Annotated in this window: 23 protein-coding genes and 1 riboswitch; of the genes, 9 read left to right on the forward strand and 14 right to left on the reverse strand. The window is 67.5% G+C overall.

Translation table 11 applies throughout. The annotated features are described in order from the left end of the window. Positions 1-46: 46 nt before the first annotated feature. The 3 genes from AB0M65_RS04715 to AB0M65_RS04725 all read left to right on the forward strand — a co-directional run bounded on the left by AB0M65_RS04715 (position 47) and on the right by AB0M65_RS04725 (position 2,062). Complete coding sequence (locus tag AB0M65_RS04715; protein ID WP_364021394.1) at positions 47-874, forward strand: ABC transporter ATP-binding protein; 828 nt, start codon at positions 47-49, stop codon at positions 872-874. A gap of 28 nt (positions 875-902) precedes the next feature. Further along, entirely contained in the window at positions 903-1,559 is a 657-nt protein-coding gene (locus tag AB0M65_RS04720) for an O-methyltransferase (protein WP_364021397.1), read from the forward strand. A gap of 233 nt (positions 1,560-1,792) precedes the next feature. Beyond that, on the forward strand, positions 1,793-2,062 hold the full coding sequence (locus AB0M65_RS04725; protein WP_364021399.1) for a hypothetical protein: 270 nt from the start codon (positions 1,793-1,795) through the stop codon (positions 2,060-2,062). Between the two features lie 93 nt (positions 2,063-2,155). Here AB0M65_RS04725 and AB0M65_RS04730 read toward each other — a convergent pair whose 3' ends face one another. Both AB0M65_RS04730 and AB0M65_RS04735 read right to left on the reverse strand, forming a co-directional pair. Further along, the gene (locus AB0M65_RS04730) at positions 2,156-4,105 is read right to left on the reverse strand and encodes a transglycosylase domain-containing protein (protein WP_364021402.1); all 1,950 of its coding nucleotides are present in this window, start codon (positions 4,103-4,105) and stop codon (positions 2,156-2,158) included. Between the two features lie 168 nt (positions 4,106-4,273). Further along, a complete protein-coding gene (locus AB0M65_RS04735) occupies positions 4,274-4,996 on the reverse strand; it encodes a GntR family transcriptional regulator (RefSeq protein WP_364021405.1) in 723 nt (240 codons plus the stop codon). A gap of 130 nt (positions 4,997-5,126) precedes the next feature. On the opposite strand from AB0M65_RS04735, the gene AB0M65_RS04740 reads away from it, so the two are divergent. Both AB0M65_RS04740 and AB0M65_RS04745 read left to right on the forward strand, forming a co-directional pair. Beyond that, on the forward strand, positions 5,127-5,795 hold the full coding sequence (locus AB0M65_RS04740) for a DUF433 domain-containing protein (RefSeq protein WP_364021408.1): 669 nt from the start codon (positions 5,127-5,129) through the stop codon (positions 5,793-5,795). 22 nt (positions 5,796-5,817) lie between these two features. Beyond that, positions 5,818-6,192 carry a hypothetical protein gene (locus AB0M65_RS04745; protein ID WP_364021411.1) on the forward strand — a complete coding sequence of 125 codons (375 nt, stop codon included), beginning with the start codon at positions 5,818-5,820 and terminating at the stop codon, positions 6,190-6,192. A gap of 99 nt (positions 6,193-6,291) precedes the next feature. Here the strand turns inward: AB0M65_RS04745 and AB0M65_RS04750 are convergent, their stop codons facing one another. From AB0M65_RS04750 to AB0M65_RS04795, 10 genes are all read right to left on the reverse strand, one after another. Next, complete coding sequence (locus AB0M65_RS04750) at positions 6,292-7,665, reverse strand: L-serine ammonia-lyase (RefSeq protein ID WP_364021414.1); 1,374 nt, start codon at positions 7,663-7,665, stop codon at positions 6,292-6,294. Between the two features lie 16 nt (positions 7,666-7,681). Further along, positions 7,682-8,683: a lipoyl synthase gene (lipA, locus tag AB0M65_RS04755; RefSeq protein WP_364021416.1), complete on the reverse strand. Its 1,002-nt coding sequence runs from the start codon at positions 8,681-8,683 to the stop codon at positions 7,682-7,684. Continuing rightward, positions 8,680-9,948, reverse strand: coding sequence for a serine hydroxymethyltransferase (glyA, locus tag AB0M65_RS04760; protein ID WP_364021417.1), 1,269 nt, complete (start codon positions 9,946-9,948; stop codon positions 8,680-8,682). The genes lipA and glyA overlap by 4 nt, the downstream gene beginning before the upstream one ends. Before the next feature lie 3 nt (positions 9,949-9,951). Beyond that, positions 9,952-10,329 carry a glycine cleavage system protein GcvH gene (gcvH, locus tag AB0M65_RS04765; RefSeq protein WP_364021420.1) on the reverse strand — a complete coding sequence of 126 codons (378 nt, stop codon included), beginning with the start codon at positions 10,327-10,329 and terminating at the stop codon, positions 9,952-9,954. Between the two features lie 17 nt (positions 10,330-10,346). Then, complete coding sequence (gene gcvT, locus AB0M65_RS04770; RefSeq protein WP_364021423.1) at positions 10,347-11,438, reverse strand: glycine cleavage system aminomethyltransferase GcvT; 1,092 nt, start codon at positions 11,436-11,438, stop codon at positions 10,347-10,349. Positions 11,439-11,446: 8 nt separating this feature from the next. Next, complete coding sequence (gcvP, locus tag AB0M65_RS04775; RefSeq protein WP_364021426.1) at positions 11,447-14,278, reverse strand: aminomethyl-transferring glycine dehydrogenase; 2,832 nt, start codon at positions 14,276-14,278, stop codon at positions 11,447-11,449. Between the two features lie 43 nt (positions 14,279-14,321). Then, a riboswitch (glycine riboswitch) is annotated at positions 14,322-14,424 on the reverse strand. A 269-nt stretch (positions 14,425-14,693) separates the two neighbouring features. Continuing rightward, a complete protein-coding gene (locus tag AB0M65_RS04780; RefSeq protein ID WP_364021429.1) occupies positions 14,694-15,461 on the reverse strand; it encodes a 3-oxoacyl-ACP reductase in 768 nt (255 codons plus the stop codon). Beyond that, positions 15,461-16,864 carry an aldehyde dehydrogenase family protein gene (locus AB0M65_RS04785; protein WP_364021432.1) on the reverse strand — a complete coding sequence of 468 codons (1,404 nt, stop codon included), beginning with the start codon at positions 16,862-16,864 and terminating at the stop codon, positions 15,461-15,463. Before AB0M65_RS04785 ends, AB0M65_RS04780 begins: the two co-directional genes overlap by 1 nt. Next, positions 16,861-17,574 carry a gamma-glutamyl-gamma-aminobutyrate hydrolase family protein gene (locus AB0M65_RS04790; protein ID WP_364021435.1) on the reverse strand — a complete coding sequence of 238 codons (714 nt, stop codon included), beginning with the start codon at positions 17,572-17,574 and terminating at the stop codon, positions 16,861-16,863. Before AB0M65_RS04790 ends, AB0M65_RS04785 begins: the two co-directional genes overlap by 4 nt. Then, complete coding sequence (locus AB0M65_RS04795) at positions 17,555-18,919, reverse strand: glutamine synthetase family protein (RefSeq protein WP_364021438.1); 1,365 nt, start codon at positions 18,917-18,919, stop codon at positions 17,555-17,557. The genes AB0M65_RS04790 and AB0M65_RS04795 overlap by 20 nt, the downstream gene beginning before the upstream one ends. Positions 18,920-19,147: 228 nt before the next feature. On the opposite strand from AB0M65_RS04795, the gene AB0M65_RS04800 reads away from it, so the two are divergent. After that, positions 19,148-19,672, forward strand: a complete 525-nt coding sequence (locus tag AB0M65_RS04800) for a general stress protein (RefSeq protein ID WP_364021441.1) — start codon at positions 19,148-19,150, stop codon at positions 19,670-19,672. A 110-nt stretch (positions 19,673-19,782) separates the two neighbouring features. Here AB0M65_RS04800 and AB0M65_RS04805 read toward each other — a convergent pair whose 3' ends face one another. Both AB0M65_RS04805 and AB0M65_RS04810 read right to left on the reverse strand, forming a co-directional pair. After that, positions 19,783-21,048, reverse strand: a complete 1,266-nt coding sequence (locus tag AB0M65_RS04805; RefSeq protein WP_364021444.1) for a hypothetical protein — start codon at positions 21,046-21,048, stop codon at positions 19,783-19,785. Continuing rightward, positions 21,045-21,368: a PadR family transcriptional regulator gene (locus tag AB0M65_RS04810; protein ID WP_364021447.1), complete on the reverse strand. Its 324-nt coding sequence runs from the start codon at positions 21,366-21,368 to the stop codon at positions 21,045-21,047. Before AB0M65_RS04810 ends, AB0M65_RS04805 begins: the two co-directional genes overlap by 4 nt. A gap of 163 nt (positions 21,369-21,531) precedes the next feature. Here AB0M65_RS04810 and AB0M65_RS04815 point away from each other — a divergent pair, with 163 nt between their 5' ends. Genes AB0M65_RS04815 through AB0M65_RS04825 form a run of 3 tightly spaced genes read left to right on the forward strand, consistent with a single transcriptional unit; the run spans position 21,532 to position 23,476 of the window. Next, positions 21,532-21,909 carry a GntR family transcriptional regulator gene (locus AB0M65_RS04815; protein WP_364021450.1) on the forward strand — a complete coding sequence of 126 codons (378 nt, stop codon included), beginning with the start codon at positions 21,532-21,534 and terminating at the stop codon, positions 21,907-21,909. Then, positions 21,906-22,793, forward strand: coding sequence for an ABC transporter ATP-binding protein (locus AB0M65_RS04820; protein ID WP_364021453.1), 888 nt, complete (start codon positions 21,906-21,908; stop codon positions 22,791-22,793). Before AB0M65_RS04815 ends, AB0M65_RS04820 begins: the two co-directional genes overlap by 4 nt. After that, positions 22,790-23,476 carry an ABC transporter permease gene (locus tag AB0M65_RS04825; protein WP_364021455.1) on the forward strand — a complete coding sequence of 229 codons (687 nt, stop codon included), beginning with the start codon at positions 22,790-22,792 and terminating at the stop codon, positions 23,474-23,476. The genes AB0M65_RS04820 and AB0M65_RS04825 overlap by 4 nt, the downstream gene beginning before the upstream one ends. Positions 23,477-23,688: the final 212 nt, after the last annotated feature.

Genomic DNA, 23,688 nt, shown 5'->3' on the forward strand with positions numbered 1-23,688 from the left:
CCCACGGAACACCACAACGGCGATTCGCTAGGTTAGCCTAACCTGCGTGGAGACCGTGGAAACCCTCACCGAGCAGAGCACGACGTCCCGCCTGCACGCGGACGCGCTGACGCTCGCCTATGACGGCCGGACCGTGGCCGAAGATCTCGGGGTGGTCATCCCCGACCGGTCGTTCACCGTCATCGTCGGCCCCAACGCCTGCGGGAAGACGACCCTGCTGCGTGCGCTCGCGCGGATGCTCAAGCCCCGCACGGGTTCGGTGTACCTCGACGGCCAGGTGATCACCGCCTTCCCCGCCAAGGAGGTCGCGCGACGGCTCGGCCTGCTGCCGCAGAGTTCGATCGCACCCGACGGCATCACCGTCGCCGACCTGGTCGCACGCGGCCGGTACCCGCATCAGCGCCTGCTGCGTCAATGGTCCCGTGAGGACGCCACCGTCGTCACCGAGTCCATGCGCGCCACCGGGGTCGACGACCTCGCCGAGCGGCTGGTCGACGAATTGTCCGGTGGACAGCGGCAGCGGGTGTGGATGGCGATGGCGCTCGCGCAGGAGACCGATCTGCTCCTGCTCGACGAGCCGACGACCTACCTGGACATCGCGCACCAGATGGACATCCTCGACCTGTGCGCGCGACTGCACGAGGAGCAGGGGCGGACGCTGGTCGCGGTGCTGCACGACCTCAACCAAGCGGCGCGCTACGCCACGCACATGATCGCGATGCGGGACGGGGAGGTCCTGGCGACAGGCACGCCCGAAGAGGTCGTCACCGCGGAGAACGTCGAGAAGATCTTCGAGTTGCCGTGCCGGGTCATGCCGTGCCCCGAAACCGGGACGCCGCTCGTGATCCCGAAAGCGAGCCGCCGCGCCGCCTGAGTCCGAGTAGGTTGACGGCGGAGGTGCCATGTCACAGCAACTGTGGTCCGAAGTGGACGACTACCTCGCCGGGGTGCTCGTCCCGTCCGATCCCGCCCTCGAAGCCGCGCTGCTCGCCTCGCGCGAGGCCGGGCTGCCCTCGATCGCCGTCGCGCCGAACCAAGGCAAACTGCTCAACCTGATCGCCAGGATGATCGGCGCCCGCTCCATCCTGGAGATCGGCACGCTCGGCGGCTACAGCACGATCTGGCTCGCACGTGCCCTGCCGCCGCAGGGCAGGCTCGTCACGCTCGAATTCGACCCGAAGCACGCCACCGTCGCCCGCGGCAACATCGACGCGGCAGGGCTTGGCGGGCTGGTCGACGTCCGCGTCGGCAAGGCGCTGGACCTGCTGCCTGCCGTCGAAGGCCCGATCGACCTGGCGTTCATCGACGCCGACAAAGTCAATAACCCCGCCTACTTCGAGGCGTCGCTGAAGCTCGTCCGGCCCGGTGGTGTGATCGTGGTCGACAACGTCGTCCGCGGTGGCGCGGTCGCCGACGCCGACAGCAAGGACCCGAACATCCAGGGGATCCGGCGGTTGCACGAGATGATCGCCGCCGAGCCGCGTGTCGACGCGACGGCGTTCCAGACCGTCGGCGCGAAGGGCTACGACGGCCTGACCATCGCACTGGTGAAGCCCTGATGGGCCGATTCGATCCGGCCGCGCTCGAGCGGTCGCGACGCGTCCTTTCCGGTTATGTGGCCCCGCGGCGAGGTACCCGGGCCGGTGTCCCTGGTGGCCGTCGGCGACGAGATCCACGTGAACGCCTTGGGGAATCGGGCAGCAGTTCGTCGACCGGTTCGTCCAGAACTCGCCGATCGCCGCGTGCCGCGCCGAGCGGATTTTCGGCCCGCTGGGCATGAAGGACACCGGCTTTGTCGTCCCCCGATGACCAGTCGCACCGCTTCACGACGTCGTATCAGGTGGACGGAGAGACCGGTGAACTCCAGGTCTACGACGCCCCCGACGGTCAGTGGAGCGCTCCGGTGCCGTTCTGCTGCTGTCCGGGGGAACCCAAGGCGGTGAGCGGCTGGGGATTCGGGCTCGCCGTGGTGAACAGGAACGACGGGCTCGCGACCAAGGGCCGCTACGGCTGGGACGGCGGGCTCGGCACGTCTTGGGCGGCGATCCGGTCACGGGGCTGACCGGGATCCTCCTCACCCAGCGCACCGACTGGCCCGCTCCGTGGCACGCACGCGAGGACTTCTGGACGATCGCGCAAACCTCGCTCATCTGAGTCACCGAGTCGGTGCTGGAACCGGCTGAACGTCGACGGATTCCGGCCACCGCACCGGCAGTCCCTGGTGGTAACCGCTCATGAAGCGCTGCCACATCTCGGCCGGGATCGTCTTGCCGGTCAGCTTCCCCCCGGCGGCGTCCCTCATCCGGCGCGGCTCGTCGGACCCGACCCAGACCGCCGTCGCGAGTTGCGGCGTGTACCCGACCGCCCAGCCACCCGCGTTGTCGTCGGTCTCCAGATACCCGAAGTCGCCGGTCTTCAGTGCCGCCGGACGGTCCTTCAGCCCGGTGGCCAGCACGCGGCTCACCGTACCGGCGATCCGGCGGCTCAGCGCCTGGTCGTCGTCGAACGCGGGTGCCTTGTCCGAAGGGCGTTCCCAGACGACCTCGCCGTGTTCGTCGCGGATCTTCGACACCAGATGCGGTGTGGCGCGCATGCCTTCGGCGGCGAAGGTCGCGTAGGCGCCTGCCATGTCGATGGCCCGCAACGGGTACCGGCCGACCGCGATCCCGGGGCCGATCAGGAACCCGTCCTTCTCGCGCAGCGTCACCGCGCCGTCGACGGTCTCGGGAACGCCTGCCGCGCGGGCCCCGTTCCGGACGGCTTCGGCGCCGAGTTTCTTCGCCAAGTCGACGAAGGGCCCCTGCGCGCCACGCCCGAGCGCCTCGCGCAGCGTGCACTTCCCGGCCTCACCGCACTGGTCGTCGAACTTGAACTTCTCGCCGAGAAAGGAGGCCTCCTTCGGCAGCTTCACAGGCTCATCCACGTTGACGCCCTGTCGCAGACCGGCGGCCAGCGTGAACGGATGGAAGGCCGCACCGGTGCCGTACGGGGTGCCGGCGTAGTCGTGCACGCTCCAGCCGCCGCCGTTGTACGCGCGGATCGCGCCTGTCCCGGGTTCGACGGCGACCAGCCCTGCCCGGAACTGCTCGGGCTGACCCTGCAGCCGTTCCTTGACCACCTTCTCCGCCTCGGCCTGCGCGCGCGGATCGATGGTCGTCTCGACCTTCATCGCGCCGCCGCGGAGCCGGTCCAGCGGGTAGCCGACCTGTTCGAGTTCGGCGAGGACCTGCTGTTTGATGTGGTACTTCTCGTAGGTGACGCGGCCCGCCCTGGTCTCCGACGGCGCCTGGATCGCGGCCTCCGGATAGGCCGCCGTGACCGACTCGGCCTGACTGACGTAGCCGCGGACGACCAGCTTGTTCATCACGTACGACCAGCGCTTCCCGGCGTGCTCGTGCGTCGAGGCGTACGGGTCGTGCACCGACGGCGACTGGATCATCCCGGCGAGAAAGGCCGCTTCGCTCCACGTCATCGAGTCGTCGAGCGTGCGGCCGAAGTAGGCGTTCATCGCCGACGCCGGGCCATAGGTGCCGCGTCCGAAGGAGATGATGTTGACGTAGCTCTCGAAGATCTCCTTCTTGGTCTGCTGCTGCGTGATCTTCGTGGCGAGCACTAGTTCGGAGAACTTGCGGACGAGGGTGGCGTCCTCGTTGCCGGTGGACTTCTTGATGTACTGCTGGGTGATCCCGGATCCGCCGCCGACGCCGGTCACCAGCGCCCGGCCGAGGCCGGTGAGGTCGAAGCCCTCGTTGTCCCAGAAGGTCGGGTCCTCGGTCGCGACGATCGCGTCGCGCAGCTTCGCGGGGATGGCGTCGTAAGGCACGAACAGCCGATCTCCGCCGGGTGGGATCACCTTGAGCAGCTCGGAGCCGTCCGCGTTCTGGAGGACGACGGTCTTGTCGAGATCGGCGAGCACCTCTTGTGGGCTGCGGACGTCGAGCAGGAGGTACGCGACCCCGAACGCGATCACCGGGATGCCGATCAGGAGGCCGAGTGACCAGGCACCGATCCGGCGTACTCGCCGCCACCCGCGTCTCTTCCGCTCCGGCTCCGGGGTGGCCGTGGTTTCCGACTCGGGTGCGGTTTCGTCATCCGGGTTTTCCACGACACTAGAGACGCCCGAACGAGTGAAAAGGTTGTGGGAAAATCACCGAATCGTGTCATCGCCGTGTACCCCCCCGCCGCAATTAGTCCTCTAGTGGCGGTAGTTGGCAATGCGAACCACCGCAACCAGAGGACTACTTGCGAGCGCGCGGGGCGACCGGGGAGGCGCTCAAGCGAGAAAGGCGCGAAGCAGCGAAGCGGTGCCTTCGACGTGCTCAGCCATCGCCCGGCGGGCCGCCTCGGAGTCCCCGGCGAGGATCGCGTCGACGATGGCCTCGTGCTGGGCGTTGGAATGCTCCAGGTTCGGCTCCAGCAGCGGGATCATGTCGAGCAGCTGGTTGACCCGCATCCGCGCGTCGGCCATCGCCGTGGTCAGCGAACCGGACGCGGTGACCTCGGCGATCGCCAGATGCAGTCGTGAGTCCTTGCGCCGGTAGTCGCCGAGGTCGGCCGCGGCGGCCTCGGCGAGCGTGCTGGTCAGGTGTTGCCGGTCGGCCGGGGTGAGCGAACGCGACGCCGCCATCTCGGCGGCGCCGGTCTCCAGGACGTGCCGCAGGCCGAGCGCGTCCTCCACGGTGGCGTTGTCGACTTCGCGCCCGTCGGCGGCCGGCGGATCGGGCAGGACGTCGTTGACGAACGTGCCGCCGTAGCGCCCGCGTCGCGACTCGACGTACCCGGCGTCGGCCAGCGCGCGGATCGCCTCCCGCAACGTCACGCGGCTGACCCCGAGCCGCTCGGCGAGCTCGCGCTCCGAAGGCAGCCGCTCCCCCGCGCCGACCACTCCGAGCCGGATCGCCTGGAGCAGCCTTTCGACGGTCTCCTCGAAGGCATTGCCCGCGCGCACCGGGCGGAACAGCGCGTCACCCGCGTTCGCGACCGTGCTCGACTCCACCCTTCGAGTTTAGGCCGCCTGCAAGTCGTCCTCTGGTTGCGGTACTTGCACACGCATGTACCGCAACCGGGGTGTCTGTCGATCACACGAAGCCAGAGAGCGGATATGGTCTCCTGGAGAGGAGGACGACGTGGACAAAGACGTGAGGTTTACCCAAGCCCTCATGAGCATGACAGATGCAGCTCGCCATCTGGGTGTTCCCCAGCAGACCTTCCACCGCTGGGCACGTGGCTACCCGCACGGCGGTCCGCTGCTGCACATCTCCGCCACGGAAAGTATCCGGCAGGCAAGTGTTCCGTTTATCGCACTCGCCGAGGCATGGGTACTTGAAGGACTGCGCCAAGCAGGAGTTCGGCCCCAACGGATACGCCCCGCACTGGTGCAACTCCAACGCGAGTTCGGGCGAGAGTACGTACTCGTGTCGCCCGCCCTCGTAACTGACGGTATCTCAGTACTGTGGGACTTCTCCAAAACAGAGGCGGGCGCCGGCCTGATCGAGGGCCGGTCGGGCCAGACTGTGATTCGCGAAATCGTGCAGGACTACCTGACGTATGTCGGATTCGGCGCCGACAACCTCCCCAACAACCTCAAGCTCAAGGTCTTCGAGCCGTCAAAAGTCGCCATTGACCCCTATCGGTCATCAGGTCAACCTGTGTTCGTCGGCTCCGGTGCACGGGTTTCGAACGTCGCAGCAATGCTGAGAGCGGGTGAAGAACCTGCCATCGTCGCCGAAGAGCACGGAATCGGCATCGAGGCCGTCCGAGCCGCCGCACGCGTCCTCCTGGGCCGCGCCGCCTGAGTTCTACCTTGACGAGAACGCCGTGACTCGATCAGTCCGGCGTTTTCTCGTAGGCCTTGGATATCCATGCCACAAGCCGCCAGAGGTCTTCGGCACGCGGGCAGAATCCCTTGGGGCGGCGGATACCGAGTGGCTCGGGAAGATCGCCAACACTGGTTGGGTAGTACTCAATCGCGATGCCAAGATCATGGAACGACCTCACGAGCTGAGCGCATACCGCGCCGCGAAGGTCCACATGTTCTACCTACCCGGGGAAGCTACCCGAGAACTTCTCCTTCACTTGGTGGCGGTGAATCTCCAAGACGTAATCACGCATGCGGCCAACCGGAATCCTGATGTCTGGAAAATCACCGCGCGTGGTGTCGAGCGATTTCCCCTGAAGAAACGACGTGGCTGAGGGGTCCACCCTTCGAGTTTAGGCCGCCCGCAAGTCGTCCTCTGGTTGCGGTACTTGCACACGCATGTACCGCAACAAGAGGACGAAACGCGGGGGGTGTCAGCACTCGATGACGTTGACGGCGAGGCCGCCGCGCGAGGTCTCCTTGTACTTCACGCTCATGTCGGCGCCGGTCTCACGCATGGTCTTGATCGCCTTGTCCAGCGTCACGATATGCGACCCGTCGCCGCGCATCGCCATCCGCGCGGCGTGGATCGCCTTCGACGCGCCGACGGCGTTGCGCTCGATGCACGGAATCTGCACCAGCCCGCCGACCGGGTCGCAGGTCAGCCCCAGGTGGTGTTCGACGCCGATCTCGGCGGCGTTCTCCACCTGCGCCGGCGAGCCGCCGAGGACTTCGGTCATCCCGGCGGCGGCCATCGCGCTGGCCGAGCCGACCTCGCCCTGGCAGCCGACCTCGGCCCCGGAGATCGAGCCGGTCTGCTTGAGGATCGAGCCGATCGCGCCCGCGGTGAGCATGAACGTCACGATGCCGTCGTCGGAAGAGCCGCGGATGAACCGCTGGTAGTAGTGCAGGACCGCCGGGATGATCCCGGCGGCGCCGTTGGTCGGCGCGGTGACGACACGGCCGCCCGCGGCGTTCTCCTCGTTGACCGCCAGCGCGTACAGGCTCACCCAGTCCATGGCGTACAGCGGATCGCCGACGCCGTCTTCGGCGAGCAGCTTCTCGTGCAACGCCTTCGCCCGGCGCGGCACCTTCAGCCCACCGGGCAGGACGCCTTCGTGCTCACAGCCGTTGTGCACGCATTCCACCATGACCTGCCAGATCTCCAGCAGGCCTTCACGGACCTCCTCGCGCGTACGCCACGAGAGTTCGTTGCGCAGCATGATCTCGCTGATCGGCAGTCCGGTGTCCGCACAGTGCTTCAGCAGGTCCGCGCCGGTGCGGAACGGGAATTCCAAACTCGTCGAATCCTCGACGACGACAGTGTCGGTCTCGTAGGACTCGTCGCGCACGAAGCCACCGCCGACCGAGTAGTAGGTGCGCTCGCGCAGCACTTTCCCATCGGCGTCGAACGCACGGAAGATCATCCCGTTCGGATGCGCGGGCAACGACTTCCGCCGGTGCATGGTCAGATCGGTGTCCTCGGTGAACACGATCTCGTGCTCACCACGCACCTTCAGCAGGCAGGATTCGCGGATTTCCGCGACCTTGCCCGCCACGGTGTCGGTGTCGATCTCCTCCGGACGCTCCCCGGACAGCCCCAGCAGGACGGCCTTGTCGCTGCCGTGCCCGAACCCGGTCGCGCCCAGCGAACCGAACAGTTCGGCTTGGACACGCGTCGTGGCTGGCAGGTCGCCGTCGTCGGCGAGACCGTCCACAAAGGTCAGTGCGGCACGCATCGGGCCCACCGTATGGGAGCTGGAGGGGCCGATGCCGATCGAAAACAGGTCGAAGACGCTGATCGCCATTGATCTGCCCTCCTTCCTATCTGGCCAGCAGTGAGCTGGCTTCTTGGGCCGCGGGCCCTTCGGCGGCAAGATGGGCCAAGTTCTCCGACAGCGCTTCGCCGCGGTGAGCCTTCGTCTGCGCGAACAAGCGCCCGGCCCGATACGACGAGCGTACGAGCGGCCCGGCCATCACACCAGCGAAACCCATCGCTTCGGCTGCGTTCGAATGCTCGACGAACTCCTCGGGCTTGACCCACCGGTCCACCGGGTGATGCCGGGGAGAAGGCCGCAGGTACTGGGTGATCGTGAGGATTTCGCAGCCCGCGTCGACCAGGTCCTTCATCGCCGGAGCCACCTCCTCCGGCGTCTCGCCCATGCCCAGGATGAGGTTCGACTTCGTCACCAGACCGGCCTCACGAGCCCGCGTGATGACTTTCAGCGATCGCGCGTACCGGAAACCGGGACGGATGCGCTTGAAGATGCGCGGCACCGTCTCCACGTTGTGCGCCAGCACCTCAGGCCGCGAACCGAACACCTCGGCCAGTTGCCCCGGATCGGCGTTGAAGTCCGGGATCAGCAACTCCACCCCGGTACCCGGGTTCAACGCGTGGATCTGACGCACGGTTTCGGCGTACAGCCACGCGCCGCCGTCTTCCAGATCGTCGCGGGCGACACCGGTCACCGTCGAATAGCGCAACCCCATGGCCTGCACCGACTCCGCCACCTTGCGCGGCTCGGTCGTGTCCAGCGCGGCAGGTTTGCCGGTGTCGATCTGACAGAAGTCACACCGACGCGTGCACTGATCGCCACCGATCAGGAACGTGGCCTCACGGTCTTCCCAGCACTCATAGATGTTGGGACAACCGGCCTCCTCACACACGGTGTGGAGGCCTTCACGCTTGACGAGTCCCTTGAGTTCGGTGAACTCCGGCCCCATCCGCGCCCGCGTCTTGATCCACGGCGGCTTCTTCTCGATCGGAGTCTGCGCGTTGCGGACTTCGAGACGGAGAAGTTTGCGGCCCTCGGGCACAGCGCTCATCGGTTGAGATCCGCGTACAGCGGGTGCTTCTTCGCCAGCAGTTCGACCCGGGCGGACAGCGACTGGCTCAGCGCCTCGTCGAAGTCCGGGCGCAGCGCCTCGGCGATGATGTCGGCGACTTCGGTGAAGTCGTCGGCGCCGAAGCCGCGGGTCGCGAGCGCCGGGGTGCCGATCCGCAGGCCTGAGGTGATCATCGGCGGACGCGGGTCGAACGGGACGGCGTTGCGGTTGACCGTGATCCCCACCGAGTGCAGCCGGTCCTCGGCCTGCTGGCCGTCCAAGGTGGAGTTGACCAGGTCGACGAGCACCAGGTGCACGTCGGTGCCGCCGGTCAGCACCCGGACGCCCGCTTCGGCGCAGTCCGTGCGCGAAAGGCGGTCGGCCAGGATCTTCGCGCCTTCGAGGACACGCTGCTGGCGTTCGCGGAACTCCTCGCTCGCGGCGACCTTCAGCGCGACGGCCTTGGCGGCGATGACGTGCTCCAGCGGACCGCCCTGCTGGCCGGGGAACACCGCCGAGTTGATCTTCTTGGCGAGTTCCTGGCGGCAAAGGATGATGCCGCCACGCGGACCGCCGAGGGTCTTGTGCGTGGTCGTGGTGACGATGTCCGCGTAGGGCACTGGGCTCGGGTGCAGCCCCGCGGCGACGAGACCGGCGAAGTGCGCCATGTCGACCATGACCTTCGCACCGACCTCGTCGGCGATGCGGCGGAACTCGGCGAAGTCGAGCTGACGCGGGTACGCCGACCAGCCGGCGATGATCAGCTTCGGCTTGTGCTCCTTGGCAAGGCGCTCGATCTCCTCGACGTCGACGATCCCGGTCTCCTTGTCGACGTGGTAGGCGACGACGTTGTAGAGCTTGCCGGAAAAGTTGATCTTCATCCCGTGGGTCAGGTGACCGCCGTGGGCGAGGTCGAGACCGAGGATGGTGTCGCCGGGGTTGAGTACGGCGACCATGGCGGCGGCGTTGGCCTGCGCGCCCGAATGCGGCTGGACGTTGGCGTGCTCGGCGCCGAAGAGGGCCTTCGCGCGGTCGATCGCCAGCTGCTCGATGACGTCGACGTGCTCGCAACCGCCGTAGTAGCGGCGGCCGGGGTAACCCTCGGCGTACTTGTTGGTCAGCACCGAACCCTGCGCTTCGAGCACGCCAACCGGGGCGAAGTTCTCCGACGCGATCATTTCCAGGGTCGACTGCTGGCGGTCGAGTTCGGCGGCGACGGCCGCGGCGACCTCGGGGTCCACTTCGGACAAGCTTGCGTTGAACATGGATCAGCTCTCCTGGGTGAGCACGGCGTAGGCCTGGGCGTCGAGCAGGGCGGGCACGTCGCCGGACAGACGCACCTTCAGGAGCCATCCTTCGGTGTAAGGGTCCGAGTTGATCAGCTCGGGGGTGTCCGTTGTGGCTTCGTTCACCTCGACGACCTCGCCGTCCACGGGGGCGTACAGCTCGCTGACCGACTTGGTCGACTCGACCTCGCCGAACACCTCACCGGCGGTGACGGTGTCACCGACCGAGGGAAGCTGGACGAACACGATGTCACCGAGCGACTCGGCGGCGAAGGCGGTGATGCCCACGGTGGCGACGCCGTCGACGACGTTCAGCCACTCGTGTTCCTTCGTGTACTTCAGGTCCTGGGGGATGCTCATGGTTGCGAAAGGGCCTTTCAGGCGCGGGAGTAGAAGGGCAGGGCGACGACCTCGACGGGCTCGATACGGCCCCGGATGTCGACGGAAAGCTCGGTGCCGGGTTCGGCGTGTTCCCGGTCCACGTAGGCCATGGCGATCGGGTAGCCCAGGGTCGGCGACAGGGCGCCGCTGGTGACCTCGCCGATCTCGGTCTCGCCGGACAGGACGGTGTAGCCGTGTCGCGGCGCGCGGCGACCGGAGCCCTTGAGTCCGACGCGAACGCGGGGAACGTCCTTCTTGGACAGTTCCTCCAGCGCGGCCTTGCCGACGAAGTCACCCGGCTTCTCGAACTTGACGACACGGCCGAGACCGGCCTCGAACGGGCTCAGCTGGAGGCTGAGTTCGTTGCCGTACAACGGCATCCCGGCTTCGAGACGAAGCGTGTCGCGGCAGGCGAGACCGGCTGGGAGCAGCCCGTGCGGCTCGCCGGCCTCGGTGAGGATGCGCCAGACGGCGGGTGCCTCGCCGGCCGGGACGTACAGCTCGAAGCCGTCCTCGCCGGTGTAGCCGGTGCGGGCGAGCAGGACGTCATGGCCCTTCACGACGGCCGGGACGCTCGCGTAGTACTTGAGCGCGCCGAGGTCGGCGTCGGTGACGGCGCCGAGGATCTCGACGGCCTTCGGGCCCTGGACGGCGATCAGCGCGACGTCCTCCGACTTGTTGTCGACGACCGCGTCGAATCCGGAGACCCGCTCGGCCAGTGCTTCCGCGACCACGGCGGCGTTACCCGCGTTGGCGACGACCAGGAACTTCTCGTCTTCGAGGCGGTAGACGACCAGGTCGTCGAGCACGCCGCCGTTCTCGTCGCAGATCATCGTGTAGCGCGCCCGGCCCGGCTTGACGCCGGACAGGTTGCCGACCAGCGCGAAGTCGAGGGTCTCGGCCGCCTGCGGGCCCTTCACCTCGATTTCGGCCATATGGGAGAGGTCGAACAGCCCGGCCGTCTCACGGACCGCCTTGTGCTCCGCCAGTTCGCTCGAATAGCGGATCGGCATCGACCAGCCCGCGAAGTCGGTGAACAACGCACCCAGTCCTTTGTGGACTCCGTGCAGGGACGTCTCTTTCGACATCAAGTGCCTCAGTTCTCGTAGGCGTTGAGCGGCGGGCAGGAGCAGACGAGGTTACGGTCCCCGCGCGCACCGTCGATGCGGCGCACCGGGGGCCAGTACTTGGCCTTGCGGTTCACTCCGGCGGGGTACACCGCGAGCTCGCGGTCATACGGCAGATACCATTCGCCGACCAGGGTTTCGGCCGTATGCGGCGCGTTGCGCAGCGGGCTGTTGTCCGCGGTCCAGCGGCCCTGCGCGACGGCGTCGATCTCCGCGCGGATGGCGATCATCGCCTCGATGAACCGGTCGATCTCGCCGAGGTCCTCGGATTCGGTCGGCTCGACCATCAGCGTGCCCGCGACCGGGAACGACATGGTCGGGGCGTGGAAACCGTAGTCGATCAGGCGCTTCGCGACGTCGTCCACGCTGACGCCGGTCTCCTTGGTGAGCCCGCGCAGGTCGAGGATGCACTCGTGCGCGACCAGGCCGTCCTGACCGGTGTAAAGCACCGGGTAGTGCTGGTTGAGGCGCTTGGCCACGTAGTTCGCCGCGAGGACGGCGACCTGCGTCGCGGCGGTGAGCCCGCCCGCGCCCATCATGCGGACATACGCCCACGAGATCGGCAGGATCGACGCCGAACCGAACGGGGCGGCGCTGATCGGGCCGACACCGGTCGAGGGGCCGGCCTTCTCCAGCAGCGGGTGATTCGGCAGGTACGGCGCGAGGTGCGCGCGCACCGCGACCGGGCCGACGCCGGGGCCACCGCCACCGTGCGGGATGCAGAAGGTCTTGTGCAGGTTCAGATGCGAGACGTCGCCGCCGAACTCACCCGGCTTCGCCAGGCCGAGCAGGGCATTGAGGTTCGCGCCGTCGACGTAGACCTGGCCGCCCGCGTCGTGGACGATCTTGGCCAGCTCGTCGATGCCGTGCTCGTACACGCCGTGCGTGGACGGATATGTAACCATAATGGCTGACAAACTGTCGCGGTTGGCCTCGACCTTGGCGCGCAGGTCTTCGAGGTCGACATTGCCCTCGTCGGTGCACTTGACCACGACGACACGCATCCCGGCCATGACCGCGGAAGCCGCGTTCGTGCCGTGCGCGGACGACGGGATCAGGCAGACCTCGCGCTCGGTCTGGCCGTTCGCGTGGTGGTAGGCGCGGATCGCGAGCAGGCCCGCGAGTTCACCCTGGCTGCCCGCGTTCGGCTGCAGCGACACCTTGTCGTAGCCGGTGACCTCGGCCAGCCAGCCGGCGAGCTGCTCGATCAGGACGTGGTAGCCCTCGGCGTCCCCGGCCGGGGCGAACGGGTGGATCCCCGCGAACTCGCGCCAGCTGATCGGCTCCATCTCGGTGGTGGCGTTGAGCTTCATCGTGCAGGAGCCGAGCGGGATCATGCCGCGGTCGAGCGCGTAGTCCAGATCCGACAGGCCGCGCAGGTAGCGCAGCATCGCGGTTTCGGAACGGTGCGAGTGGAAGACCTCGTGGGTGAGGTACTCGCTCTCGCGGTTCAGCCCGGCGGGCAACGCGCTCGTCCCGGCAGCCGGGGCGTCGATGCCGAAGGCGTTGAGCACCTTCGCGATGATCACCGGCGTGGTGACCTCGTCGACGGCGATGCGGACGTGGTCGGCGTCGACCGGGCCGAGGTTGATCCCGTTTTCGCGGGCCACGGCGACGACGGCTTCGGCCTGCCCGGGCATGCGGGCGAGGACGGTGTCGAAGAAGCCCTCGTGGACGACCTCGACACCGCCGGTGCGGAGGGCGTCCGCCAGCCCGGCGGCGAGTTCGTGGACACGGGTGGCGATGCGCTTGAGGCCGTCCGGGCCGTGGTAGACCGCGTACATCGCGGCGAGCACGGCGGGCAGCACCTGCGCGGTGCAGATGTTCGAGGTCGCCTTCTCGCGGCGGATGTGCTGCTCACGGGTCTGCAGCGCGAGGCGGTACGCGGGGTTGCCGTCGGCGTCGACCGAGACACCGACGAGGCGGCCGGGCAGCGAACGCTCGAGGCCGGCGCGGACGGCCATGTACCCGGCGTGCGGTCCGCCGTAGCCAAGCGGGACACCGAAACGCTGGGTGGAACCGGCCGCGATGTCCGCGCCGAACTCGCCCGGCGCGGTGACCAGCGTGAGGGCGAGCAGGTCGGCGGCGACCGTGTACAGCGCACCGGCGGCCTTCGCGGTCTCGGAGATGGCGGAGTAGAAGCCCGCGCCGCGCAGTACGCCGGAAGCACCCGGGTACTGGACGACGACGCCGAAGAACTCCTCCGGCAGGCCCGTGAGCAGGTCGCGGACCTCGACCTCGACACCCATCGCCTCGGCGCGGGTGCGCACGACGGCGATCGTCTGCGGCAGGCATTCGGCGTCGAGGACGACCTTGTTCGACTTCGCCTTCGACACGCGGCGCATCAGCATGACGGCCTCGGCGACCGCGGTGGACTCGTCGAGCAGGGAGGCGTTCGCGGTGGCGAGACCGGCCAGCTCGGAGACCATGGTCTGGAAATTGAGGAGGGCTTCGAGACGGCCCTGCGAGATCTCCGGCTGGTAGGGCGTGTACGCCGTGTACCAGGCCGGGTTCTCCAGCACGTTGCGGCGGATGACCGCCGGGGTGACCGTGTCGTGGAAGCCGAGACCGATCATCTGCGTCATCGGCTTGTTCAGCGCGGCGAGCGCGCGAAGCTCGGCGATGGCGTCTTCTTCGGACGCGGCCGGGGGAAGTTCGAGGTCACGGGTGACCCGGATCGCGGACGGGACGGCGGCCTGCACCAAGGCGTCGAGGCTGCTGTAGCCGACCTCGGCGAGCATCTTGGCCTGCTCGGACTCCGAGGGGCCGATGTGCCGGTCGTCGAAGGACGTACTGGTCAAGGGAGCTCCTTTACTCAGGCGCCGGATAGACCGGTGCGCTGGGAACTCCCCCTCTGTCATGGCACCTGAGAGTTTCACCGCCCGTGGAGGACGACTTTCACCTTGGGTGAGGCGCACTTGCGCGCCTGCTTTCCAGAGTGGCCTCGCGGAAGCGGTAGTGGGTACCTGAGAGATTCCGGGGAGTTTGCTCCTTCGGTGCCCCACCACGTTCGTGGGGGCTCTCCCGCTCCAGCTCAACGGCCCTGTCTGCAGTTGTGCGCATACCGTACCTGCCGCGTTCGGCACGCGTCTACTTCAGGACGGGCACGTCACTTTTGTCCCGTCCGGCCGGACGGGATGCCGCACACGCGTGCTTGAAGGCGCGACTCGCGTGCTTGAAGGCGTGACACGCGTGCTTGGAGGCGGAACTCGTGGATTACAGCGGGGTGACGTAGGCCCCGGAGATACCGCCGTCCACCAGGAACTGCGAAGCCGTGATGAACGAGGCGTCGTCGCTGGCCAGGAAGGCGACCGCGCCCGCGATCTCCTCCGGTTCGGCGAACCGCCCGACGGGCACGTGCACCAGGCGGCGCGCGGCCCGCTCGGGGTCCTTCGCGAACAGTTCCTTCAGCAGCGGCGTGTTCACCGGCCCCGGGCACAGCGCGTTGACCCGGATGTTCTCCCGCGCGAACTGCACGCCCAGTTCCCGGCTCATCGCCAGCACCCCGCCCTTGGACGCGGTGTAGGAGATCTGCGACGTCGCCGCGCCCATCACCGCGACGAACGACGCCGTGTTGATGATCGAGCCCTTCCCCTGCCGTCGCATCTGCGGCAACACGGCCTTGCAGCACAGGTACACCGAGGTCAGGTTGACCTTCTGCACCTTCTCCCACGCGTCGATGCCGGTGGTCAGGATCGAGTCGTCCTCGGGCGGGGAGATGCCGGCGTTGTTGAACGCGACGTCGACCGAGCCGAATTCGTCCACTGTGGTCTGGAACAGGGCCTCGACCTGGTCCGCGTCGGTGACGTCCGCCTGGATGAACAGGCCGCCGACCTCCTCGGCCGCGGCCTTGCCCGCCTCGGCCGAGATGTCGCCGATGACGACCTTCGCGCCTTCGCTCGCCAGACGCCGCGCGGTCGCGAGCCCGATACCGCTGCTGCCGCCGGTGATGACCGCGACGCGGCCCTCGAAACGCTGAACCATTATTCCTCCGTACTGATGAAGACGTTCTTGGTCTCGGTGAAGGCGTCGAGGGCGTCCGGGCCGAGTTCGCGGCCGAGCCCGGACTGCTTGAATCCGCCGAACGGCGTCCAGTACCGGACGGACGAGTGCGAGTTCACCGACAGGTTCCCCGCTTCGACGCCGCGTGCGACGCGGAAGGCGCGGCCGACGTCGCGGGTCCAGATCGAACCGGAAAGCCCGTACTCGGTGTGGTTCGCCATGGTCACCGCGTCCGCCTCGTCGGCGAACGGGACCACCGCGACGACCGGGCCGAAGATCTCGTCCGAGGCCAGCGGATGCCGCAGGTCCGGCGGGGTGACGACGGTCGGCGCGAACCAGTAGCCGGGACCGGCGGGCGCGCTGCCCCGGAACGCCACCGGCGTGCTGTCGTCCACATAGGACGACACCTTCGCGTGGTGCCCGGCGGAGATCAACGGCCCCATCTCGGTCACTTCGAGCCGCGGATCCCCGACGACGACGCCCCGCACGGCGGGCTCCAGCAACTCCATGAACCGGTCGTACACACTCGTCTGCACCAGGATCAGCGACCGTGCGCAGCAATCCTGACCGGCGTTGTCGAACACGCCGTACGGCGCCGTGGCCGCGGCCTTCTCCAGGTCGGCGTCGGCGAAGACGATGTTCGCGTTCTTGCCGCCCAGCTCCAGCGTCACCCGCTTCACCTGCGCGGCGCAGCCCGCCATGATCTGCTTGCCGACCTCGGTGGAGCCGGTGAAGACCACCTTCCGTACCGCCGGATGGTCCACGAACCGCTGTCCCACCACGGATCCCTTACCCGGGAGCACCTGGAAGACGTCCGAGGGGATCCCGGCCTCGCGCGCGAGTTCGCCGAGGCGGATCGCGGTCAGCGGGGTGAGTTCCGCGGGTTTGAGCACGACGGTGTTGCCCGCGGCCAGTGCGGGTGCGAAGCCCCAGCCCGCGATCGGCATCGGGAAGTTCCACGGCACGATCACGCCGACCACGCCGAGTGGCTCGTGGAACGTCATGTTCACCCCGCCGGATACCGGGATCTGCGTGCCGTTCAGCCGTTCGGGCGACGCGGAGTAGTACGTCAGCACGTCGCGGACGTTGCCTGCTTCCCAGCGCGCGTTGCCGATCGTATGCCCGGAGTTGGCGACCTCCAGCTGGGCGAGGTTCTCGATGTCGGCGTCGACGGCGTCGGCGAACCGGCGCAGCAGCCGCGCCCGGTCTCCGGGGGATACCGCACGCCAGGCCGGGTAGGCCGCCTGAGCGCGGGTGATCGCCGCGTCGGTCTCCTCGGCCGAGGTCAGCGCGACCGACCTCACCACGTCCTCGGTGGCGGGGTTGATCACCTCGTACACCGCCGACGTGTTCCCTCCCTCGGAGGCGGCGTCGTACTCGGTCATGCGCGCTCCTTCGCAGCTGTTACGAGTGCCTCGAAAAGCCTTGCTTCGTCAGGATTCTGTTCGGGATGCCATTGGACGCCGAGTACGAAATCGTCACCGGGCAGCTCGGCCGCCTCGATGGTCCCGTCGGCGGCCCAGCCCGTCGCGACCAGCCCGTCACCGAGCTTGTCGATCGCCTGATGGTGGTAACACGGCACCTTGACCTCGGTGCCGAGGATCGACGCGGCCCGGCTGCCCTCGGCGAGGGTCACCGTCGTGGTGCCGAAGGTCGCGGGCGCGGGCTGGTGATCCGCACTGTCCAAAGTGTCCGGCAGATGCTGGGCGAGCGTCCCGCCCAGCGCGACGCTGAGCACCTGCAACCCCCGGCATACCCCCAAAACCGGCTTGCGCGCGGCCAAAGCGGACTTGAGCAGCCCGAACTCGAAGGCGTCCCGGTTCGGCCGGGTGTACGTCGTCGCGTGCTGCTCCTGGCCGTAACGCGCAGGCTCGATGTCGGCGCCGCCGACCAGCACCAGACCGTCCACGGCGGACACCAGCCGGTCGTGCGCGTCACTCACCGGCGGCAACAGCACGGGGACACCGCCCGCCGCGGCGATACCGTCCACGTAGACGCGGTGCAGCAACGCGGCTTCGGTCTCCCACACCAGGAACTTCGCGGGCTCCAGGTAGCAGGTGAGCCCGATCAGAGGGTCAGAGCCTTTCGAACCCACGGATCCTCTCCCAGTCGGTGACGGCGGCGTCGTACGCGGCGTTCTCGACCTTCGCCGCGTTCAGATAGTGGTCGACGACCTCGTCCCCGAACGCCGTCCTGGCGAGTTCACTCTGGTCGAGCAGCGCCGCGGCCTCCCTCAGCGTCGTCGGCACGGTCGGCTTGCCGGAGCCGTAGGCGTTGCCATGGAACTCCGGCTCCAGCTTGAGTTCGTTCTCGATGCCGTGCAACCCGGAGGCGATCAGCGCGGCGACCGCGAGATACGGGTTCACGTCGCCGCCCGGGACACGGTTCTCGGTGCGCAGTGATTCGCCGTGCCCGACGACGCGGAGCGCGCACGTGCGGTTGTCGGTACCCCACGCGACCGCGGTCGGCGCGAAGCTGCCGGGGACGAAACGTTTGTACGAGTTGATGTTCGGCGCGAGGAAGTAGGTGAGTTCGCGTAGCCCGGCGAGCTGACCGGCGAGGAAGTGCTCCATCAGCGGCGAGAACCCGCCGGGGCCGTCGCCCGCCAGCACGGCCTCGCCCGAGGTGGAGCGCAGGCTGAGGTGGATATGGCAGGAGTTGCCCTCGCGTTCGTTGTACTTCGCCATGAACGTGAGGCTCTTGCCCTCCTGCGCGGCGATCTCCTTGGAGCCGGTCTTGTAGATACTGTGGTTGTCGCAGGTGGTCAGCGCGTCGGCGTAGCGGAACGCGATCTCGTGCTGGCCGGGGTTGCATTCGCCCTTGGCCGACTCGACGTACAACCCGGCGCCGCCCATGTCGTTGCGGATCCGGCGCAACAGCGGTTCGATCCGCGAAGTGCCGAGCATCGAGTAGTCGACGTTGTACTGGTTGGCCGGGCGGAGACCCTGGTAGCGCTTGTCCCATGCCGACTCGAAGGTGTCGTCGAAGACGATGAACTCCAGCTCGGTGCCCACGTGGGCACCGAGACCGAGCGCGGCCAGCCGATCGAGCTGCCCGCGCAGGATCTGACGGGGCGACGGGGCCACCGCACCGCCCTGCACCCGTTCGAGGTCGGCGAGGACGAGCGCGGTGCCCTCCTGCCACGGCAGCAAGCGCAGTGTGTCGAAGTCCGGGCGCAGGACGAAGTCGCCGTAGCCGGTCTCCCAAGACGACATCTCGTAGCCGTCGACGGTGTTCATGTCGACGTCGACCGCGAGCAGGTAGTTGCACGCTTCGGTGGCGTGCTCGACGACCTCGTTGAGGAAGTACTCGGCGGCGCAGCGTTTGCCCTGCAGCCTGCCCTGCATGTCGGTGATGGCCACCAGCACCGTGTCGACGGTGCCGTCCTCGACGAGTTCCCGGAGCCGAGCCAGTGTGAGCATGCCGCGCCTGTTCGCCATCAGCCTCACCTAAAGGTTCGAAGCGGTACCTTTACGGCTTCTTCCTACCGGGTCGACTGGAGCCGGTCAACTTGGCCAATGGTCTAGTTCGCTATCCATTGCGGACTGTAGTTGATCCCTGGGCGGATTGTCTGTGTTGCCCGGCTGAGAAGATGCTGTGAATCCCGCCGGACCGGGAGGAGATCCGCACCTCCGGAACGTTGTACGGATCAAGAGAGGTGAGAAGGAATGACACAGGCATTCACGCAGCAGTCCACGTTCACCGAGTCCCAGGGACGGGCTCAGCTTCCGACGCTGCCCAGCGGGTGGCCGATCGGCTCCTACGAGTCGTACTCCGATGCGCAGCGTGCGGTCGACCACCTCGCGGGGACGGACTTCCCGATCACCGACGTCACCATCGTCGGGGTCGAACCGATGCTGGTCGAGCGGATCGCCGGGCGGATGGGCTGGAGCAAGGTGCTGACCAGCTCGGCACTGTCCGGCGCGATGTTCGGTATGTTCCTCGGCCTCGTGCTAAGCCTGCTGAACCCGGGCGCCGGACTGGTGCCGATCCTCGTCGGCCTCGTCGGCGGTATCGGCTTCAACCTGCTGTTCGGGGCGTTGGGGTACGCGGCTTCGAAGAACAAGCGCGGCTTCATCTCGCAGAGCCAGCTGGTCGCCCGGCGCTACGACGTCCTGGCCCAGCCACGCAACGCCGAGAAGGGCCGCGCCCTGCTGGCCGACCTGGCAGCCAGGAGCGCGTTCCTCCACTGAACCGCCTGAAGTACATGAAGGCCCCCTTACTTGCGCTAGACGCAAGGAAGGGGGCCTTCATGTACTGAGGAAGGGGACGGCCCCCGACGGTCCGCCCCCGCCCCGGCCACCTAGCGCGTCGGCTGGGTGGGGCTCGACGGCGGCACCGCGGAAGACGAAGGCGGTGCCTGCGGCGTGGAAGGCGGTGCCTGCGGCGTGGCGGACGGCGTCACGGGTGAACCCTTCGGGATCGCCGCGCTGAACGGGACGTCGGTCTTCTCCTCGCAGTAGGAGCGGTTTCCGTTGTAGCCGTTGAGGTTCCCGTAGTTGTCCTGCACGCCTCGCTCGAGCCGCGGCCGCGGATACCGGTTGTCGTTACCGGCCGTCCGCTTCTCACCGGAGCTCTTCTCGCAGGCGTAGCGCGTCGTGCTGAGCGGACGGCCGTTCTCGTCGTAGAGGTAGATCTCGGTCAGCGGCTTGCCCTCGGCGTCGAACGCGTAGATGTTGTCCACGCCCTGATTTCCGTACATCAGCTGCGGATTGCCGTAGGTGTCGTTGTAATTCGGCGGGTAGCCGTCGTACGAACCGCTGCCGTACGACCGTTTCGCGATCAGGTCGACCGCCGCGCCGGCACCGCCGAGCATGCTGCCGATGACGAACGCGGAGATCGGCAAGGCCAGCCACAGCAGCCGTCGGTCGGCCTTCAGCTTCGGGCCAGCCCAGACCACCGCGATGGCCGCCAGCAGCATCAGCGGCAGCAGCAGCACGGCCCCGGTGTCGCGAACCACGAGCAGCAGGCCGAATATGACCAGCACCGCGGCGCACAGGATCCACCACGCCGGCTTGAGCGAGCGGAAGTAAGTCAGCCCCTTGCCGTTCCGGTTGGCCTGGAACGACGTCGCGGTCTCGCGAAACTTGACGACCTCGGGTAGTTCCGCGATCGGCCCGACGCCCTTGCGGACCACGTACGCGACGCTGATAGCGAACACGGGGGCCACCAGAAGCACGCCCACCAACGGTTCCACCCGGACCCACACCGCGGCCGTGAAGCCGAACAGCGCGAACCCGCCCACCGAGAACATCAGTCCCCAGAACGCGAAACGCGCCCCGCCGATCCCGGTCTTCACCTTCACCACGGTGGTCTTGTCACCCGCGTCGGCCGGACGAGCCGGATAGCCGCCGGACGCCCGCAGTTCGGCGGCGTAGCTTTCGGGGCTGCCCAGTCGCTCGATGAGCGCGTCGACTTTGGCGTTCTCCCCCAGTTCCGCTTCCATTTCGGCGAGATGGGGACGGACGTCTTCGAGGATTTCCTCGACTTCGCTTTCGGGCAGGTCGGCGAGCGCGCTCCTGACCCTCGCCAGATACACCCGCACGGCGGTCGGATTCTGCGTGCTCATGCTGCCTCTCCCAACAGGCTGTTCATTGTCGAAGCGAAAGTCCGCCAGGTCTGCCCCGATTCTTCGAGGCGTTGGCGACCCGGTTCGTTGAGGCTGTAGTACTTCCGGTGCGGGCCTTCCTCGCTCGGCACCACGTACGACGTCAGCAGGCCTGCCTTGTACAGCCGCCGGAGCGTCCCGTACACCGATGCGTCGCCCACCTCCTGCAACCCCGCGATCCGGAGTCTTCGGAGTACGTCGTAGCCGTAGCCGTCCTCTCCGCGAAGCACCGCGAGAACGGCGAGGTCCAGCACGCCTTTAAGTAGCTGACTGATCTCCACAGTCGCGTCCCTCCCAGTCTTACGCAACAGAAGGTACCACGCATTGCACAGTAGTGCGCACGGCAGAGGCGACTTGCGTACGGCGAAGGTTCATGGGTTACTTAGTCCAGTAATGAACCACCGCACCTGACTTCAGGTGCACGACTCTGGGGACGGAGGTGTCGTGCTCGACGAAGGAACACCCCTGTTCGCGCAGATCGCCGAACAGATCGCCGACGACATCGCCGAGGGAAGCCTTTCCGAGGGGGAACGCGTGCCGTCAACCAACGAACTCGCCGCCTTCTACCGGATCAATCCGGCGACGGCGGCCAAGGGGATCAACGTGCTGGCCGACGACGGCCTGCTGGAGAAACGGCGGGGCATCGGCATGTTCGTCGCCGCCGGAGCACGGGAAAAACTGCTCACCGACCGGCGGAAACGGTTCGCCGAGCAGTACCTCGAGCCGATGCTGGCCGAAGCGAGGCGCCTCGGCATCAACGACGAAACCCTGATCTCGCTCATCCGCGGGAACGGACATCAGAACGGAGGACCCGCCGCATGACGCCGACCATTTCCACCACCGGCCTGACCCGGCGCTACGGCGACCACCTCGCACTCGACGACGTCTCTATCGACATCGAAGAAGGCAAGATCACCGGCCTGCTGGGCCGCAACGGGGCAGGCAAGAGCACCTTTCTCCGCATCGTCACCGCCCAGGAGTTCGCCAGCCGCGGCACCGTCGGAGTGTTCGGCGAGAACCCGGTGGAGAACGAGCGGGTGCTGCGGCGTCTCGTACTCGTCCGCGAGGACCAGCAGTTCCCGGACTTCAAGGTGAAGCACGCGCTCGCCGCGGCCTCGTGGTTCTACCCGAACTGGGACGCCGAACTGGCCGACACCCTGCTCCGCGACTTCGACCTGCCGCTGAAGCGCCCGATCAAGAAGCTCTCACGCGGGATGCGCTCGGCGCTGTCGATCACACTCGGGCTGGCGGCGCGCGCGGAACTCACCCTGCTCGACGAGCCGTACGCGGGTCTCGACGCCGTCGCACGGCAGCTGTTCTACGACCGGCTGCTCGACGACTACTCGAACCACCCGCGCACGGTGCTGCTTTCCACGCACCTGATCGACGAGGTGGCCGACCTGCTGGAGCATGTCGTGATGATCGACAAGGGCCGCGTCGTCCTCGACGCCCCGGCGGACGAACTGCGTGGCACGGCCGCCACCGTCACCGGACCAGCCGCGGCGGTGGAGACCTTCGTCGACGGCCGCCGGGTGCTGCACCGCCGCAAGATCGGTTCGCGGGCTTCCGTCACCGTCGCCGACGCGCTCGACGCGGCGGCCAAGGCACGGGCGCAGGCCCTGCACTTGAAGCTGGAACCGTTGTCACTGCAGCAATTGATGGTGCACACCTCCAACGGACAGACCGCAGAGGAGGCGTCCGCATGAACACTTTGGTCACTATCGCGCGCTACCACCTGGTGGACCGGCTTCAGTTCCTGGTACTCCCGGTCGGCGTCACCTTCTTCGCCTTCGGCGTGAATCTCGCCATTTTCGCGACTTTGCAAGAGGACCACCAGAACTACTCCGGCGGCCTGTTCACGCTCTTCGTGTTCATGCTCGTCTGCGGGGCCTTGAGCATGACGAAGTCGCTGCCGTTCGGCCTGGCGCTGGGCGTGTCGAGGCGGTCGTACTACCTGGGCACGGTCCTGCTGGTCGCCGGGTTGTCCGCGCTGTACTCGGTGGGGATCGTCGTATTACAGGCGATCGAGGAGGCGACCGGCGGCTGGGGGCTCAACCTCAACTACTTCCGGGTGCCCTGGCTGCTCAACGGGCCCTGGTATCTGACCCTGCTCACGTCGTTCGTCCTGCTCACGCTGATGTTCATGTACGGCATGTGGTACGGCCTGATCTACCGGCGCGCCGCGGTGGTGGGGGTGGTCCTGTTCAGCGCCGCACAGGTACTGGTACTGCTGGGCATCGTGCTCCTGCTCACCTGGACCGGCTCCTGGTCGAAGCTCGGCACCTTCTTCAGCACGCTGACCGTTGGCGGGATGACCGCGGTGCTCGCGATCCTCGTCTGCCTCGCCGGTGTCGGCGGTTTCGCCACGATGCGGCGCGTCACCGTCTGACCCCGCGATCTTCGCCGTCTGGGGGTGGCGAAGATCGCGTCTCAAGCTAGGGCGTGTCTGGCAAATCTCGTTCGCGGTCTTCGCGCCCAGGTGGCCCCTGGCGGCGTGGGCCCTTCGACCGAGTACGCCCAGTACGAGGCCGAAGGGCCCACACCACCAGGAACCACCTGGATCACGAACCCCATCGAACAGATTTGCCAGACACGCCCTAG

Source organism: Amycolatopsis sp. NPDC051071 (assembly GCF_040682875.1).
Taxonomy (GTDB): Bacteria; Actinomycetota; Actinomycetes; order Mycobacteriales; family Pseudonocardiaceae; genus Amycolatopsis.

What these genes read in the sequence shown, in the direction of transcription:
- AB0M65_RS04720 (WP_364021397.1), top strand. Translation starts at nt 903, where the DNA reads ATGTCACAGCAACTGTGGTCCGAAGTGGACGACTACCTCGCCGGGGTG.
- AB0M65_RS04750 (WP_364021414.1), bottom strand. Translation starts at nt 7,665, where the DNA reads ATGGCGATCAGCGTCTTCGACCTGTTTTCGATCGGCATCGGCCCCTCC.
- lipA (WP_364021416.1), bottom strand. Translation starts at nt 8,683, where the DNA reads ATGAGCGCTGTGCCCGAGGGCCGCAAACTTCTCCGTCTCGAAGTCCGC.
- glyA (WP_364021417.1), bottom strand. Translation starts at nt 9,948, where the DNA reads ATGTTCAACGCAAGCTTGTCCGAAGTGGACCCCGAGGTCGCCGCGGCC.
- gcvH (WP_364021420.1), bottom strand. Translation starts at nt 10,329, where the DNA reads ATGAGCATCCCCCAGGACCTGAAGTACACGAAGGAACACGAGTGGCTG.
- gcvT (WP_364021423.1), bottom strand. Translation starts at nt 11,438, where the DNA reads ATGTCGAAAGAGACGTCCCTGCACGGAGTCCACAAAGGACTGGGTGCG.
- AB0M65_RS04780 (WP_364021429.1), bottom strand. Translation starts at nt 15,461, where the DNA reads ATGGTTCAGCGTTTCGAGGGCCGCGTCGCGGTCATCACCGGCGGCAGC.
- AB0M65_RS04785 (WP_364021432.1), bottom strand. Translation starts at nt 16,864, where the DNA reads ATGACCGAGTACGACGCCGCCTCCGAGGGAGGGAACACGTCGGCGGTG.
- AB0M65_RS04795 (WP_364021438.1), bottom strand. Translation starts at nt 18,919, where the DNA reads ATGGCGAACAGGCGCGGCATGCTCACACTGGCTCGGCTCCGGGAACTC.
- AB0M65_RS04800 (WP_364021441.1), top strand. Translation starts at nt 19,148, where the DNA reads ATGACACAGGCATTCACGCAGCAGTCCACGTTCACCGAGTCCCAGGGA.
- AB0M65_RS04805 (WP_364021444.1), bottom strand. Translation starts at nt 21,048, where the DNA reads ATGAGCACGCAGAATCCGACCGCCGTGCGGGTGTATCTGGCGAGGGTC.
- AB0M65_RS04820 (WP_364021453.1), top strand. Translation starts at nt 21,906, where the DNA reads ATGACGCCGACCATTTCCACCACCGGCCTGACCCGGCGCTACGGCGAC.
- AB0M65_RS04825 (WP_364021455.1), top strand. Translation starts at nt 22,790, where the DNA reads ATGAACACTTTGGTCACTATCGCGCGCTACCACCTGGTGGACCGGCTT.